This window comes from Microbacterium sp. KU4F (genome assembly GCF_056868075.1).
Window position 1 is genome coordinate 974,793 of record NZ_CP200324.1, and the last position, 14,463, is coordinate 989,255.

At 68.5% G+C, this 14,463-nt stretch carries 16 protein-coding genes and 1 tRNA gene; 4 read left to right on the plus strand and 13 right to left on the minus strand.

The window, feature by feature from the left end:
* Window positions 1-45 precede the first annotated feature (45 nt).
* Window positions 46-831: an isoprenyl transferase gene (locus AC1VNH_RS04955; protein ID WP_483110168.1), complete on the minus strand. Its 786-nt coding sequence runs from the start codon at window positions 829-831 to the stop codon at window positions 46-48.
* A 100-nt stretch (window positions 832-931) separates the two neighbouring features.
* On the opposite strand from AC1VNH_RS04955, the gene trhA reads away from it, so the two are divergent.
* Window positions 932-1,642 (plus strand): PAQR family membrane homeostasis protein TrhA, encoded by a 711-nt coding sequence (gene trhA, locus AC1VNH_RS04960; RefSeq protein WP_483110169.1) that lies wholly within the window; start codon window positions 932-934, stop codon window positions 1,640-1,642.
* 3 nt (window positions 1,643-1,645) lie between these two features.
* On the opposite strand, the gene AC1VNH_RS04965 is transcribed toward trhA, so the two are convergent.
* Window positions 1,646-1,930: a hypothetical protein gene (locus tag AC1VNH_RS04965; protein ID WP_483110170.1), complete on the minus strand. Its 285-nt coding sequence runs from the start codon at window positions 1,928-1,930 to the stop codon at window positions 1,646-1,648.
* Between the two features lie 66 nt (window positions 1,931-1,996).
* Between AC1VNH_RS04965 and AC1VNH_RS04970 the strand changes: the two genes are divergently transcribed.
* Window positions 1,997-2,392, plus strand: coding sequence for a DUF4307 domain-containing protein (locus AC1VNH_RS04970; RefSeq protein WP_483110171.1), 396 nt, complete (start codon window positions 1,997-1,999; stop codon window positions 2,390-2,392).
* A gap of 96 nt (window positions 2,393-2,488) precedes the next feature.
* Entirely contained in the window at window positions 2,489-2,980 is a 492-nt protein-coding gene (greA, locus tag AC1VNH_RS04975; RefSeq protein ID WP_137417496.1) for a transcription elongation factor GreA, read from the plus strand.
* Window positions 2,981-2,995: 15 nt separating this feature from the next.
* Here greA and ilvA read toward each other — a convergent pair whose 3' ends face one another.
* Both ilvA and AC1VNH_RS04985 read right to left on the minus strand, forming a co-directional pair.
* Window positions 2,996-4,222 (minus strand): threonine ammonia-lyase, encoded by a 1,227-nt coding sequence (ilvA, locus tag AC1VNH_RS04980; protein ID WP_483110172.1) that lies wholly within the window; start codon window positions 4,220-4,222, stop codon window positions 2,996-2,998.
* The gene (locus AC1VNH_RS04985; protein WP_483110173.1) at window positions 4,219-5,409 is read right to left on the minus strand and encodes an AI-2E family transporter; all 1,191 of its coding nucleotides are present in this window, start codon (window positions 5,407-5,409) and stop codon (window positions 4,219-4,221) included. The genes ilvA and AC1VNH_RS04985 overlap by 4 nt, the downstream gene beginning before the upstream one ends.
* 42 nt (window positions 5,410-5,451) lie before the next feature.
* Between AC1VNH_RS04985 and AC1VNH_RS04990 the strand changes: the two genes are divergently transcribed.
* Window positions 5,452-6,714: a winged helix-turn-helix domain-containing protein gene (locus AC1VNH_RS04990; RefSeq protein WP_483110174.1), complete on the plus strand. Its 1,263-nt coding sequence runs from the start codon at window positions 5,452-5,454 to the stop codon at window positions 6,712-6,714.
* A 3-nt stretch (window positions 6,715-6,717) separates the two neighbouring features.
* On the opposite strand, the gene AC1VNH_RS04995 is transcribed toward AC1VNH_RS04990, so the two are convergent.
* The 9 genes from AC1VNH_RS04995 to AC1VNH_RS05035 all read right to left on the minus strand — a co-directional run bounded on the left by AC1VNH_RS04995 (window position 6,718) and on the right by AC1VNH_RS05035 (window position 14,418).
* The gene (locus tag AC1VNH_RS04995; protein ID WP_137417500.1) at window positions 6,718-7,287 is read right to left on the minus strand and encodes a LemA family protein; all 570 of its coding nucleotides are present in this window, start codon (window positions 7,285-7,287) and stop codon (window positions 6,718-6,720) included.
* Window positions 7,288-7,383: 96 nt separating this feature from the next.
* Window positions 7,384-8,559 carry a low temperature requirement protein A gene (locus AC1VNH_RS05000; protein ID WP_483110175.1) on the minus strand — a complete coding sequence of 392 codons (1,176 nt, stop codon included), beginning with the start codon at window positions 8,557-8,559 and terminating at the stop codon, window positions 7,384-7,386.
* 87 nt (window positions 8,560-8,646) lie between these two features.
* Entirely contained in the window at window positions 8,647-9,618 is a 972-nt protein-coding gene (locus AC1VNH_RS05005) for an IS481 family transposase (RefSeq protein ID WP_483110176.1), read from the minus strand.
* A 221-nt stretch (window positions 9,619-9,839) separates the two neighbouring features.
* Window positions 9,840-9,998 carry a hypothetical protein gene (locus tag AC1VNH_RS05010; RefSeq protein ID WP_483110177.1) on the minus strand — a complete coding sequence of 53 codons (159 nt, stop codon included), beginning with the start codon at window positions 9,996-9,998 and terminating at the stop codon, window positions 9,840-9,842.
* Between the two features lie 29 nt (window positions 9,999-10,027).
* Entirely contained in the window at window positions 10,028-10,753 is a 726-nt protein-coding gene (locus AC1VNH_RS05015) for a GAF domain-containing protein (RefSeq protein WP_483110178.1), read from the minus strand.
* A 225-nt stretch (window positions 10,754-10,978) separates the two neighbouring features.
* Window positions 10,979-11,051 (minus strand) — tRNA-Leu (locus AC1VNH_RS05020).
* A 93-nt stretch (window positions 11,052-11,144) separates the two neighbouring features.
* Window positions 11,145-12,593, minus strand: a complete 1,449-nt coding sequence (locus tag AC1VNH_RS05025; RefSeq protein ID WP_483112692.1) for an NAD(P)/FAD-dependent oxidoreductase — start codon at window positions 12,591-12,593, stop codon at window positions 11,145-11,147.
* Window positions 12,594-12,628: 35 nt separating this feature from the next.
* A complete protein-coding gene (locus AC1VNH_RS05030) occupies window positions 12,629-13,933 on the minus strand; it encodes a S8 family peptidase (protein WP_483110179.1) in 1,305 nt (434 codons plus the stop codon).
* Window positions 13,930-14,418 carry a DUF501 domain-containing protein gene (locus AC1VNH_RS05035; protein WP_483110180.1) on the minus strand — a complete coding sequence of 163 codons (489 nt, stop codon included), beginning with the start codon at window positions 14,416-14,418 and terminating at the stop codon, window positions 13,930-13,932. Before AC1VNH_RS05035 ends, AC1VNH_RS05030 begins: the two co-directional genes overlap by 4 nt.
* Between the last annotated feature and the right edge of the window lie 45 nt (window positions 14,419-14,463).

Consider the following 14,463-nt stretch of genomic DNA (forward strand, 5'->3'; position numbering starts at 1 on the left):
ATCCGCGCGTGTCGCGTTAAGAGTTCGTGAACGGCGCCGCGGCGCTCACTTGCCGAAGCGGCGGTCTCGGCGCGCGTAGTCACGGATGGCGCGCAGCAGGTCGACCTCGCGGAGGTCGGGACCGAGGGCCTCGACGAAGTAGAACTCGCTGTGGGCCGACTGCCAGAGTAGGAAGTCGCTGAGGCGCTGCTCGCCCGACGTGCGGATGACGAGGTCGGGGTCGGGCTGACCGCCCGTGTAGAGGTGTTCGCCGATCTGCTCCGGCGTGAGGCTCTCGGCGAGCTCTTCCAGGGAGCCGCCCGTCTGGTCGTACTGCGTGATGATGCTGCGCACCGCATCCACGATCTCGCCTCGGCCGCCGTAGCCCACGGCGAGGTTGACGTGCATGCCGGTGTTGCCCGCCGTGCGCTCCTGCACGTCGGCCAGCACGTGCGCGAGCTCCTGGGGCAGCGGAGCCGCGCGGCCGACGTGCTGCACGCGCCAGTCGCGCTCGTGCGACAGCTCGTCGGCGAGCTCGGCGATGATCTCGATGAGATCGGCCAGCTCCTTCGAGTCGCGCTTGGAGAGGTTGTCGATCGAGAGCAGGTAGAGCGAGACGACCTTGACGCCCAGCTCGTCGCACCACCGCAGGAACTCGCGCATCTTCGCGGCTCCCGCACGGTGCCCGTGCGCGGCGGAGTCGTAGCCCAGCTGACGCGCCCACCGCCGGTTGCCGTCGATCATCATCGCGACGTGGCGAGGAACGGATGCGGGCGGGATCTGCCGGCGCAGACGATTGCTGTAGAGACGGTAGAGGGGCCCCCGCCCCTCACTCTCCCGACCGCTGGTCACTCCCCTACGCTACCGCCCGCAGAGCGACGGGCACGCGCATTCAGCCAACGCTATGGCTACGTGCGGTCACGGGCATATCCGCCCGATTACTCTGGTTGCCATGAGCTCCGGCGTTCCCGACGTGCCCTCGCTGCCGCTGATCGACGCCGCCGAGAAGGACGCGAACACGGAGATCCGCCCCACCTGGCGCGGCTGGATCCACGCGGGCACCTTCCCGGTCGCGATCGCCGCCGGCATCGTCCTCATCGTTCTCGCGCACGGCACCGCGGCCAAGTGGTCGGCGGCCGTGTTCATGACCACCTCATTGCTGCTGTTCGGCAACTCCGCGCTGTACCACCGCTTCGACTGGAAGCCGCGCACCAAGGTCGTGCTGAAGCGGATCGACCACGCCAACATCCTGCTGCTGATCGCCGGCACCTACACGCCGCTCGCAGTGCTGGCACTCCCTCCCGAGAAGTCCGTGCTGCTGCTCAGCCTCGTGTGGGGCGGCGCGATCCTCGGCATCCTCTTCCGGGTGTTCTGGATCCACGCACCGCGCTGGCTGTACGTCGCGCTGTACATCCTGCTCGGCTGGGCCGCCGTCATGTACATCGTCGACCTGCTCAACGCGAACGTCGCCATGATGGTGCTCGTGATCGTGGGCGGTCTGCTCTACACCGGCGGCGCCGTCGTCTACGCGCTCAAGCGGCCCAACCCGTGGCCCGGCAAATTCGGTTTCCACGAGATCTTCCACGTCTGCACCGTGCTGGCATTCCTCTGCCACTGGGCGGCGTGCCTGCTCATCTGCCTCGCCCCCGCCTACAACGGCTGAGACTCAGCGCTGCGCGGGGTCGATGTCCTCGTCGTCGGTCTCCGAGTCGCGCTCAGCGGCATCGCCCTGCTGGGCGGCGAGCTCTTCCGCATCCAGCTGCTCACGGATCTCGGAACGGTAGCGACCACGGCGGATGCGGCGCAGCATGTCCCAGACCAGAACGATCACCGCGATACCCACGAGCGCGATGACGGCGAAGCCCCAGGGGCCGGGCGTCACGAGCAGCGGGTCGACATCGGTCGGCGTCGGGGTCGGGGTCACCTCGGCGAGCCACACGGCCAGGTGCATGGATGTCTCCGTTCCGCGCGCGAGCGCTTAGCCTGGACTCAAGCCTAATTCCCGATCCGAGGGTCCATGACGACGCAACAACTGCTCGACGAGCGTTACGGCCGCACCCGCGGTGCCCGTTCCGGCCGTTTCTGGGCCGTGTTCGCATCCGTCGGCATCGCGGCCGCCGTGATCGTCGCCGGCTGGTACGCGTTCTCGGCCAGCTCGTCGTCGGTGGATGCGGTCACGACGGGCTATCAGCTGGTCGGTGAGCACACCACGAGCGTCTCGTTCCAGGTCACCGTGCCGCCGAACACGGCGGTCGCCTGCGTGCTCGAGGCGCAAGACGAGGAGCACGGCGTCGTGGGCTGGCGGGTGGTCGAGTACCCGCCCTCCTCCGAGCACACGCGGGCTTTCGTCGAGCAGATTCCGATCACCGCTGCGGCCACCACGGGATTGGTCAACGGATGCTGGGTGCCGTAGGCTAACGGCAACTGATCGACGACGCCCTGGCAACCGCCGGGGCGTCTTGGCTTAGTTGCGGCGCCTTGCGCTGCGACTCACGACGAAGGAGAGACCGTGTCTTCTGACGCAACGGTGAGCTTCCTCACTCAGGACGCCTACGACCGGCTGGTCGCCGAGCTCGAGCACCTGTCCACGACCGGCCGCGAGGAGATCGCGAAGCGGATCGAGGCGGCTCGTGAAGAGGGCGATCTCAAGGAGAACGGCGGCTACCACGCCGCGAAGGACGAGCAGGGCAAGCAGGAGGCGCGCATCCGCACGCTGCAGGCGATGCTGAAGAACGCCAAGGTGGGCGAGGCTCCCGAGTCGACCGGTGTGGTCGAGTCCGGCACTGTGGTGACCGCGATCGTCGCCGGCGGCGAAGAGGTGTTCCTGCTCGGCAACCGCGAGATCGCGGCGGGCAGCGAGCTCGATGTGTACAGCGAGGCGTCGCCGCTGGGCGCCGCCATCCTGGGCCTGCGCGAGGGTGAGAAGACCTCGTACACCGCCCCCAACGGCCGCGAGATCGCGGTCGAGGTCGTGAAGGTCGAGACCTACACGGGTCAGTGAGCGCGGACGCGCCGGTCAGTCGGCGACGACGACCGGCGCGAACCCCGCAGCCTCCAGCGCTGCGATCACTTCGGCGCGGTGCTCGACGCCCCGCGTCTCCACGCTCACTTGCAGGATGACCTGGCTGATCTGCAGGCCCTGGCCGTGGCGGGTGTGCAGCACCTCGGTGACGTTCGCACCGACGCGCGCGATAACTTCGGACACCTGCACGAGCTGACCGGGACGATCGGGCAGCGGGATGCGCATCGTCATGTAGCGCCCCGCCGCGCTCAGTCCGTTCGAGATCACGCGCTGCAGCAGCAGCGGGTCGATGTTTCCGCCCGAGAGCACCGAGACGACGGGACCCGACGCCGAGATCTTGCCGGTCATGAGGGCGGCGACGCCGACGGCGCCCGCGGGCTCCACGACGAGCTTCGCGCGCTCCAGCAGCATGAGGATCGCGCGGGCGATGTCGTTCTCGTCGACCGTGACGACCTCGTCGACCAGCTGTCGGATGATCTCGAACGGCACGTCGCCGGGCCGGGCGACGGCGATGCCGTCGGCGATCGTGGGCGTCGTGGCGACCTCCAGCGGCACGCCCGCGGCGAGGGATGCGGGGTAGGCGGCCGAGTTGGCGGCCTGCACGCCGATGATGCGCACGGTGCGGCCCTCGGCGGCGGCGCGGGCCTTGATGGCGGCCGCCACGCCGGCGGTGAGGCCGCCGCCGCCGATGCCGAGCACGACGGTGTCGACGGCGGGCAGGTCGTCGTAGACCTCGAGGCCGAGCGTGCCCTGCCCGATGATGATGTCGCGGTGGTCGAAGGGGTGGATGAGCACGGAGCCGGTGCGCTCGGCGAACTCCGCCGCGAGCCGCAGCGGCGTCTCGACGGTGTCGCCCTCGAGGATCACCTCGGCGCCGTAGCCGCGGGTGGCGAGAAGCTTCGGCACGGGGACGCCGAGGGGCATGAAGATGGTCGCCGGGATGCCGAGGCGCTGTGCCGCGAGGGCGACGCCCTGTGCGTGGTTGCCGGCGGATGCGGCGACCACGCCGCGGGCGCGCTCCTCCTCGGTGAGGCGGGAGAGCCGGTAGATCGCGCCGCGGATCTTGAACGAGCCGGTGCGCTGGAGGTTCTCCATCTTGAGGATCACCGGGGCGCCCACGATCTCGCTGAGCACCTGCGACTCGTCCATGGGCGTGCGGGTGATCAGGCCGGTGAGGGTGCGGGCGGCATCCTCGAAGTCGGCCAGTGTGGGAAGACTCACCGCGTCGTTCTCCTTCGTTCGCGGGGCACAGTGCTCCAGATGAGTTCGTCCGGTTCGGGTGGTCTACCGGTCTCCCACGCGCGGCGGGAGAGGTAGAGGACGAAGACGTTGACGAAGGCGGCCAGCGGCACGGCGAACAGGGCGCCCGGGATGCCGGCGATCATGGCGCCGCCGGCGACCACGAGCACGACGGCGAGCGGGTGCACCTTGACGGCGGTGCCCATGAGGATGGGCTGCAGGATGTGGCCTTCGATCTGCTGCACGCCGAGCACGACCACCAGCATCCACAGCGCGATCCAGGGACCGTTGTAGACGAGGGCGAGGAACACGGCGAGGGCGCCGGTGACGACGGCTCCGACGAACGGGATGAAGGCGCCGAGGAACACGAGCACGCCGACGGGGATCGCGAGGGGCACGCCCAGGAGGAACGCGCCGAGGCCGATGCCGATCGCGTCGATCGTGGCGACGAGCAGCTGGGTGCGGGCGTAGGTGACGACGGTCAGCCAGCCGGACTTGCCGGCGCCGTCGACCGCGGGGCGGGCGGCCTTCGGGAACAGGCGGATGACCCACTTCCAGATGCCGCCGCCGTCGGCGAGCACGCAGAGCAGGATGAAGATCGTGAGCAGGAGGCCCGTGGCGACGTGGCCGACGGTGGAACCGATGGCGAGCGCGCCCGACCAGAGGAGCGAGGCCTGCTGTTCGAGCATGCCGAGGCCCTGGCGCAGCATCCCGTCGATCTGGTCGGCGGTGAGGTGCAGCGGGCCGTCGATGAGGTAGGTGCGGAGGTCTTCGATCGCGCCGACGGTGCGGTCGCGCACCGATCCCCATTCGCGGGTGATCTGCCAGATCGCGAGCCAGAACAGGCCCGAGACGATGGCGACGGTACCGAGCACCGAGGCGACGATCGCAAGCCACCGCGGCCAGCGGTGACGCAGCATCCACGTGAAGGCCGGCCACACGAGGGCGGCGATGAGGATGGCGATGAGGAGCGGGATGACCAGCAGCTTCAGCTGGATGATGATCCAGATCGCCACACCGACGGCCGCGGCGATCAGCAGGAAGCGCCACGAGTATGCGGCGGCGATGCGGACGCCGCGCGGCACGCTGTGCGTGGTGTCGGAGCTGACGGTGCGCTGACGGAGGGCGTCGAAGAACGATCCGCGAGGCTTCTCGTCGGGCTCGGTCATCTCGCCAGTCTAGTTGTCGGAGGCTGACGCTACGCTGACGCGGTGCGTGCCAGATTGAGCCGGTCCGAAGCCCGACGTATCGCCCTGCGCGCGCAGGGTCTGGGGGCTCCGCGGCCCGCCGAGGTGACGGGCGTGCATCTGCGGCGCGAGATCCGGCGGATGTCGGTGTTGCAGATCGATTCGGTCAACGTGTTCGCGCGCTCGCACTACATGCCGCTGTTCTCGCGGCTCGGCCCCTACGACCCGGCGCGGCTCGACAAGCTGCTATTCCAGCGTCGCGCGCCGTTCGTGGAGTACTGGGCGCACCAGGCGTCCTTCATCGACGCGGCGGACTGGCCGCTGTTCGGGTTCCGGATGCAGCACTATCGCGCGCGGCACGAGGCCAAGGGCTGGCGCGGCATCGACGCCGCGACGCTCGACTGGGTGCGCGGCGAGCTGGCGGCGCGGGGGCCGCTGCGGCCGGCGCAGATCGAAGACGACGCGTCGCGCGCGCCGCGGGGTCCGTGGTGGGACTGGAGCGTCGTGAAGAGCGCGCTCGAGCTGCTGTGGTTCACCGGGGAGGTGGCGATCGCCGGGCGGAGAGGCTTCGAGCGCGTGTACGGGCTGGCGGAGCAGGTGCTGCCCGCATCCGTCGCCGGCGTCGCGACGCCGAAAGACGAGGCGGTGCATGAGCTGGTACGTCGTGCGGCGCGGGCGTACGGCGTCGCGACGGCGCGCGACCTCGACGACTACTGGCGGCTGGGAGATCAGCGCGCGACGCTGCAGGCGATCGGCGAGCTGGTGGATGCGGGTGAGCTGCAGCCGGTGCAGGTGGAGGGGTGGACGCGGGCGGGGCGCCCGGCGCCGGCGTGGGTGCATCGCGAGGCGACGCTCCCCCGCACGATGGATGCGGCGGCGCTGCTCACGCCGTTCGATCCGGTGGTGTGGTTCCGCGATCGCGCGGAGCGGCTGTTCGACTTTTCGTACCGAATCGAGATCTACACGCCCGCGCCGCAGCGGCGGTTCGGCTACTACTCGCTGCCGGTGGTGATCGGCGACCGCGTGGCGGCGCGGATCGACCTGAAGGCGGATCGCGCCGCATCCGTGCTGCGGGTGCAGTCGGCGTGGTGGGAGCCCTCCCGGCTGCCTGGCGACGTGGAGCGGGTCGCCGAGCTGCTGCGGGATGCGGCGGCGTGGCAGCAGCTGGAAACCATCAGTGTGTCGCGGTGGGGCGATGCCACGGACGAGGTCGCGTGGGTGCTGGGCGCCGAGCGCCATGACTCGCGACCCGAGCCCGTCGCCCTGGAGGGCGACGAACCGGGCTGAGTCTCAGAACTGGATGCGGGGAGGCTCGGCGATGGCGGCGCCGTCGACGACTTCGAAGAACTCGCGCTCGTGGAAGCCGAGGTTGCGGGCGAAGAGGTTGTTGGGGAACACCTTGATCTTGGTGTTGAGCTCTCGCACTCCCCCGTTGTAGAACCGGCGCGAGGCCTGGATCTTGTCTTCGGTGTCGACGATGGACTGCTGCAGGTGCAGGAAGTTCTGGCTGGCCTGGAGCTGCGGGTAGGCCTCGGCGACGGCGAAGAGCGACTTGAGCGCCTGCTGCAGGTGGCCTTCGGCGATGCCGGCTTCGGCGGGGCCCTGCGCGTTGATGGTTTCGGCGCGCGCCTGGGTGACGTTCTCGAAGACCGCCTTCTCGTGGGCGGCGTATCCCTTGACGGTCTCGATGAGGCTCGGGAGCAGGTCGGCGCGGCGCTTGAGTTGCACCGTGATGTCGCTCCAGGCTTCGTCGACGCGGACGTTGAGCTGGACGAGCGAGTTGTACGTCGCCCACAGATAGATTCCGACGACCAGGACGATCAGTACGACGACCGCGACAGGGATCAGCCATTCCCACATATGACGAGCGCTCCGTTCTCTCCGGCTCATCCTACTGCCGCGATCCGCGGCGATGACGGGAGGTTGCGGACTCTCAGCCCATGCCCACCCGCGGCATCAGTGGGGCTGGGTCGCGCCTTGCCGGGAGGCATCGATCTCGAGGAGCACCACGACGCCGATCATGACCGCCGCGGCGGCGATGAACTCGCCGAGCGGTAGGAGTCCCGATGCGGCGACGAGGGCGATGCCGACGAGGATGACCCACCAGATCGTGCGCCGCACGGTGCCGCGCAGCAGCACGGCCCAGGTGGCGAGCAGGAAGAGCGCGAGGGGCAGGGTGAGGGCGAGGCCCGCGGCGGATCCGGAGATCTCGGTGGCGCCGGTGACGTGGTCGATCTCGACCTCGACGCCGGAGGACACGGCGCCGACGGCGGCGAACAGGAAGTAGTGCAGGTAGCCGAAGACGAAGCCGTCGGAGGTGGTGCGCAGGCGAGCGGCCTGTTCGCGGGCGAAGTAGATCCACCAGATGGATGCGGTGATGACGACGCCGGCCGCGGCGAGCCCGATCAGCTGACCAGTGTGCTCGCCCGTGCTGAGGGCGTCGATCATCGCGTTGGCGCTCGCGAGCAGGCTCTCGCCGAGCAGGATGAGGGTGAACAGGCCGTAGCGTTCGGCGATGTGGTGCGGGTGCCATTGGGTGCGGCCGTGCCGCTCCGCCCATACCGGCACGGCGAGCTCGACGGCCATGAGCGCGAAGAACCCGACGAGCTGGGGCGCACCTTCGGGCAGGGCGAGGCGCAGCACCCAGAGCACCTGGACGCCGGCGACCCCGATGGCGAAGCGGAGCGCGGTGGGGCGGGATGCCGCATCCGAGATCGCGGCGCGCAGCCACTGCGCGACCATTGACAGGCGCATGATGACGTAGCCGATGGTGACGATGAGGAAGTCCTCGTGCACCATCGCCTGCTGCACGCCCGCGGCGAGCACGAGTACGCCGCCCATCTGGGCGATGGTCATGACGCGGTAGAGCCAGTCGTCGGTGTCGAACGCGGAGGCGAACCAGGTGAAGTTCATCCACGCCCACCACACGGCGAAGAACACCATCGCGTAGGAGAGGAGCCCGTGGGCGGCCTCACCTTCGCTGATCAGATGATGCAGCGTGCTGGATGCCTGCGATACCGCCACCACGAACACGAGGTCGAACAGCAGCTCGAGCGGACTCGCCACCCGGTGAGGCGAACGCGGATCGAGCGCCCGCATCCGGCGCAGTCCCGCCCGGGTGGTTGCGATCATGAGTCGATTGTGGCCGATGCGTGGGCTTCGCTGGCCGCGTCGTCCTAGATCTGCGTCATGCGCCGAGGCTGGACTAGATGTACTCGGTCACTTCGTTGGTGACGTTCGGCTGATGGGTGCCTGGCCTGCGCAAGCGGTGTGGGGTCGAGCGTAGTTGTAGTGCTCGAGCCAGGGCGCGAGCGCGCTGGCTCGATCTTCGTTGGAGGTGAACGGATGCCGGTAGGCCCAGTTCTCCTGCAGGGTCCGATTGAAGCGTTCGGCCTTACCGTTCTGCCAAGGCGAGTGCGGACGGGTGAGGATGTGCGTGGCGCCAAGGGTGTTCAGTGTGGTCTGGAAGGCGTGGGAGCGTCGGTAGTTCAGTGCGTTGTCGGTCATCACGCTGCGGACGGTGATGCCGTAATCGAGGAAGAACGCGGCTGCCTCAGCGAGGAAGGCGGCGCAGGTGGGCCCCTTCTCGTCGGGCAGGATCCGAGCGAACGCGAGCCGCGAGTGGTCATCGACGGCGACATGGACATAGTCGAACCCGACCCGTCGTGGTCGGGAGCTGTGGTGATCGATGACGTCCGGGCCATCGAGTCGCCAGCCACCGCCAGCGGGGATGCGGCCCAGCTTCTTCACGTCGATATGCACCAGGTCGCCTGGCTGCTCACGTTCGTAACGCAGCTGTGTGCGACGCGAGGCGCGGATCCGGATCCCGGTGACCGGATCGAGTTCGTGCAGGGCGGGTAGCCCCGCTCTGACGATGAGTCGAGATGCGGTCGAGGGGCTGACACCAACCAGGCGCGCCAATTCATCACGGCCCAGCCGTTCGGCCTGACGCAGCTCGAGCAACCGCGCGATCACCGCCGGCGATGTGGTGGCGGGGTGCGTGCGGTGTCGGGACGAGCGATCTCGCAAGCCCGCCCGTCCGAGAAGACGGAACCGGGTAACCCAGCGATGCGCGCACTGCCGTGACACCCCGAGTTCCTTGGCGACATGCGAGACCGGGCGCCCCGCCAACACCCGCTGAACCAGGATCAGGCGACCAGCTTCCGCCAATCGCGCGTTACGGTGAACCAAGAGAAGGCCTTCCTTCGAGTGACGTTAGACACCACTCAGGATGAAGGCCTTCTCCCTATCTCCGCGTCACCAACGATCAGACCGAGTACAACTAGACCATTCCTCGCGGAGAGTCCGTCAGTGCCGCGTCACCACGGGGTCATAGGTTCGATCTGGGTACTCGATGTTCGTGGCCTGCGGCGCAGCCACTAACTGCATCTAGCTGGGCGCAGCGGAGGGCTTCAGCGTGTGTTGCTGGCACGGAGCTTGCCAGAATGCTGGGCATCAGACACGCTCGGGCGAATCACGGTGGATTTCGCAACCTTCGCCCCCGCGCTACTCTTCAGCACGCCGTACCCACCGGATGTCTTGACGATGTTCCACTTGTTGTTCTTCGCCATGCGCTCAGTGTAGATCGACTGTGTGACATTCAGCCGGATTGTTCCCTTGGATCTGGCGCATTATCGTCCTGGCCGATCTCGAATGCGATTGCCATCATCTCCGCTGTCAGCTCGACAAGGGCAACGTCGCCGTCGTCAAAGGACTTTGGGCGCGGTGCATCCAGAGTCACCATTCCGTACACTCCAGTGTCAGTCCAGATCGGTGCCGCAACAAACGTCTTGTAGCCCGACATACTGCCGTCATAGCCGTCTGGCTTAGGCTTCTTGCGGTTGTCGAGGTCTGGGTAGTGTGCTGTCGAACGCTTCTCAATGAACGCGAGGGCTGCGTCACCGCGGGCTGTTCCAGCGACGAACGGTTTCGGCTTCTCGCCGCGGCCACTTCGCCCCAGTGGCTGCATGCGGTAGGGGTCATCGTCGGTGTTCAAGAGGTAGACGACCGCCCTCGGGCGATGAACGTGCTCCGATACGACCGACCGCAGCGACGTAGCAGCGCTATCTGCCACTTGAGATAAGTAGGCATGTCGCTGATCGTGGGCTTGCCTCGCCATGTCCGCGGTCGTCGAGGCCCATTTCATGTATTCGTCACGCAGCTTCAGGAGAAGACCGCGCTTAGCCCTGTCCGCCGTGATACCACGGCGGTGCTCTACAAGCTTCCCGGCAACGGTGACGCCTACCGCGACGAACAGACAAACGCCACTAGCCAGGTAGAGCCATCCGCTGATCCCCGTGGTGTCGCGAACCGCCCAGGACAGCAACTGGGCAGCTCCAAAACTCCCGAGTATGGGCAGCGCGGAGTTGACGGTGGGCCAAATCCACCCGATGCCTCTTCGTGCCACTCGCCGAGCGTAGTGCAGCGGCGACGCACAACACCGCATTCGGTGATCCCAGCGAGTCCTCACCGTCGCCCGTCGTCTCATCACGTGTAGTGGAGACAGCGCAGCCCCTCGAACTGCGCCAACAGACCTGCGGGCTACGGGCAGTGCCCCCACTGGGACTCGAACCCAGACTGAAGCGATTTTAAGTCGCCTGCCTCTGCCATTGGGCTATGGGGGCCCGCCTCCACGCTAGCGCGCCGTCGGGCGCGCAGCGCGCATGACGATGCCCCCGTCACCGAAGCGACGAGGGCATCATCCAAACAGGAGAGGGTCAGCCCTTGGCTGCGACCTTCTTGTCCTTCTCGGCGGGGGCCACGGCGGCCTCGCCCTCATCCTTCGCGACGCTCTTCGGGTCGATCGCGGGGGTGGCAGGCTTCTCGGCCGGAGCCTCGGCAGCCGCGGGACGCGGACGCGCGGCGAAGGCCTCGAACGTCTCGCGCGGCTTCTGCACCGCGATGAGCGTGACGTTGTCGCGGCCCAGGAAGAAGTTGTGCAGCCAGTCGCCGATCACGCGCCACTTGCGCTCCCACGACGGCATCGCCAGGCCGTGGTAGCCACGGTGCGCGAGCCAGGCGAAGAAGCCCTTCATCGCGAACTTGCCCGACTGGAACACACCGTTGTACAGACCCAGGCCCGCGACGGCGCCGAGGTTCTTGTGCACGTACTCGCGCGGCAGCTCACCACGGATCACGGCGGTGATGTTCTTTGCCATGAGCTTGGCCTGACGCACGGCGTGCTGCGCGTTCGGCACGCAGTAGCCGCCCACGCCGCCACCCGACAGGTCGGGAACGGCCGCGACGTCACCGGCAGCCCAGGCGCCCTCGACGACATCTTCGGGCGTACCCACGCGGAGGTCGGCGCGCGCACGGATGCGGCCGCGCTCCTCGACGGGCAGGTCTCCCCCGCGCACGACGGTCGGGTTGGCCATGACACCGGCGGTCCACACGATCAGGTCGGTGGGGATGACCTCACCGGTCGAGAGCTCGACGTTGCCGTCGACGGCACCCTTGACCTGCGTGTCGAGGTGCACGAACGCAGCGCGCTCGGCGAGGCTCTTCAGCACCCACTCGCTCGTCTTCTGCGACACCTCGGGCATGATGCGCCCCATCGCCTCGATGAGGTGGAAGTGCGTGTCGTCGAACGTCAGCGTCGGGTAGTCCTTCACGAGCGACGACGCCAGGGCGCGCAGCTCGGCGAACACCTCGATACCCGCGAAGCCACCACCGACGACGACGACGCTCAGCAGGCGGTCGCGCTCGGGGCCGGCGGGCAGGTTCGACGCCAGCTCGAAGTTCTTGATCAGGCGGTCGCGGATCGCGACGGCCTCCTCGATCGTCTTCAGGCCGATCGCGTTCTCGGCGATACCCGGAATCGGGAACGTGCGCGAGACGGCACCGGCGGTCACGACGATCTGGTCATACTCCTCCTGCCACGGCTCACCCATCTCGGGCGTGATCGTGGCGACCTTGTTCGCGTGGTCGATGCCGGTCACCTTCGCGGCCACGACACGCGTGCGCTTGAGGTGACGACGGTGACCCACCACGGCGTGCCGCGGCTCGATCTCGCCCGCGGCGACCTCGGGCAGGAACGGCTGGTAGGTCATGTAGGGAAGCGGGTCGACCATGGTGACCTCGGCTTCGCCCTTGCGCAGATGCTTCTCAAGCTTCCAGGCGGTGTAGAAGCCGGCGTAGCCGCCGCCGACAATGAGGATCCTGGGCACGGTGCTGGTCACGGTGGAACGAACTCCTAGACGATTCAACGGCTGCGCGCGCGTTCGACACGCGCCAATCGGATGCGACGGACAGCAGCACTGACGCCGAGCGCTATCAGTATAGCGGCCACCGAGAACACCAATAACGGTATCGATCCGTACAAAAGCGTATCCATGCTCGGCAGCAGCGGAGACGCTGGCCGGGAACCCGCTTCGGCGGGCGGCAGCGGCGGCACCGACGCCTCCCCCACCGTCGGCAACGGCGCCGGAGACTCCTCGGCCCGACGGTGAACGCGGATCCACTCCGACAGATCCCCCATCGGATTCGCCGAAACCTCGGGAACGGATGCGGACACCGCCGCAGCCGCATCCACCAGGCCATACCCGTACTGGTCGTCCGGCAGCGAGCCCACCCCGGCGGGCGCCTTCGCCGTCGCGATCAGCCGCTCGATCACGTTCGCCGCATCCAGCTCCGGATGCGCCGCCCGCACGAGCGCGGCGATGCCCGCCACGATCGGCGCCGCACCGCTCGTGCCCTTCCACACGACCACCTGGCCGTCAGCCGAGACCCCGAGCAGCTGCTCGCTGGGCGCCGAGACGCCCAGCGTGATGCCCTGCGTCGACGCCTCCACACTCGCCTTGCCCTGCGGGTCCACACCCGCGACCGGCAGCACACCGGGGATCGTCGCCGGCGCACCCACACGGGCGGTGCCCGAACCGCGGTTTCCCGCCGCCACGATCACGACCACGTCGTGCTCGAACGCGTACTGGAACGCGTCGTCCCAGCTCGGATCCCAGTCGAGCGTGTTCGTCGTGAACGACAGGTTGATGACCTTCGCGCCGTTGTCGACCGACCACCGCATCGCGTTGGCGATCTGCTCGGAGAACGGCACCGGCGAGCTCGTGCCGAACCCGACCGACACCGACAGCAGCGACGCCTCCGGCGCCACCCCGATCATGCCCGTCTCGTTCGGCAGCCCACGGGATGCGGCGAGCGACGCCACCCAGCTGCCGTGATTCGCGTCGACCGCCCCCACCGGCGTGCGACCGTCCGCCGTGCCGAGACCCGACACATCCGTACCTCCCACGACCGCGCCGTCGAACTCGGGCGCCTTGCCGATGCCCGTGTCGATGATCGCGATCTTCACGCCCTTGCCGCGCGTGGTCTCCCACGCCTTGCGGATGCCGTACGCGTCGAGCCAGTACTCCTGCGCCCGCATCGGGTCGACACCCGGGCTCTCCTGCGGCACCGGCGCGGGCGTCGTCTGCGCGTACGCAGCGGGCGCGACACCCGCCGTCAGCGCGACGAGAACCGCGACGGCGGCGACCCGCAGGGCGAGCTTTCTCACCCCGGGGTGCCCTCGGCCAGCGCCGCGCCGGGGTCGGCGCACACGCAGCGAGTCGGCGACCAGGTGCTGCGCTCGAGCGCCGCGTCGCCGATCGGGTTGACTCCGGGGCCGGCCGCCAGGGAGTGACCGGCGAGGGCGTGCAGGCACTTCACGCGGGTGGGCATGCCACCCGCGGAGATACCGGCGATCTCGGGCACCTCGCCGAAGCTCTCGCGGTCGGCCAGGTACGCCTCGTGCGCCGCCTGATACGCGGCGGCGGTGTCCTCGTCCTCGAGCATGGCCGCGAACTCGGGCATCACGTGCTCGGCCTCGAGCGTCGACATCGCCGCGGTCGCAGCCGGATGCGTGAGGTAGTAGAAGGTGGGGAACGGGGTGCCGTCAGCCAGTCGCGGTGCGGTGGCGACCACGGTCGGGTTGCCGCACACGCAGCGCGCGGCGATCCCGACGACATCGCGCGCCGGGCGCCCCAGCTGGGAGCGGAGCACCGCGAGCTCGGCGTCGGTGACCGGGGGAAAGGCGCGGAACTCACC

What these genes read in the sequence shown, in the direction of transcription:
- trhA (WP_483110169.1), top strand. Translation starts at nt 932, where the DNA reads ATGAGCTCCGGCGTTCCCGACGTGCCCTCGCTGCCGCTGATCGACGCC.
- AC1VNH_RS04965 (WP_483110170.1), bottom strand. Translation starts at nt 1,930, where the DNA reads ATGCACCTGGCCGTGTGGCTCGCCGAGGTGACCCCGACCCCGACGCCG.
- AC1VNH_RS04970 (WP_483110171.1), top strand. Translation starts at nt 1,997, where the DNA reads ATGACGACGCAACAACTGCTCGACGAGCGTTACGGCCGCACCCGCGGT.
- AC1VNH_RS04985 (WP_483110173.1), bottom strand. Translation starts at nt 5,409, where the DNA reads ATGACCGAGCCCGACGAGAAGCCTCGCGGATCGTTCTTCGACGCCCTC.
- AC1VNH_RS04995 (WP_137417500.1), bottom strand. Translation starts at nt 7,287, where the DNA reads ATGTGGGAATGGCTGATCCCTGTCGCGGTCGTCGTACTGATCGTCCTG.
- AC1VNH_RS05000 (WP_483110175.1), bottom strand. Translation starts at nt 8,559, where the DNA reads ATGATCGCAACCACCCGGGCGGGACTGCGCCGGATGCGGGCGCTCGAT.
- AC1VNH_RS05010 (WP_483110177.1), bottom strand. Translation starts at nt 9,998, where the DNA reads ATGGCGAAGAACAACAAGTGGAACATCGTCAAGACATCCGGTGGGTAC.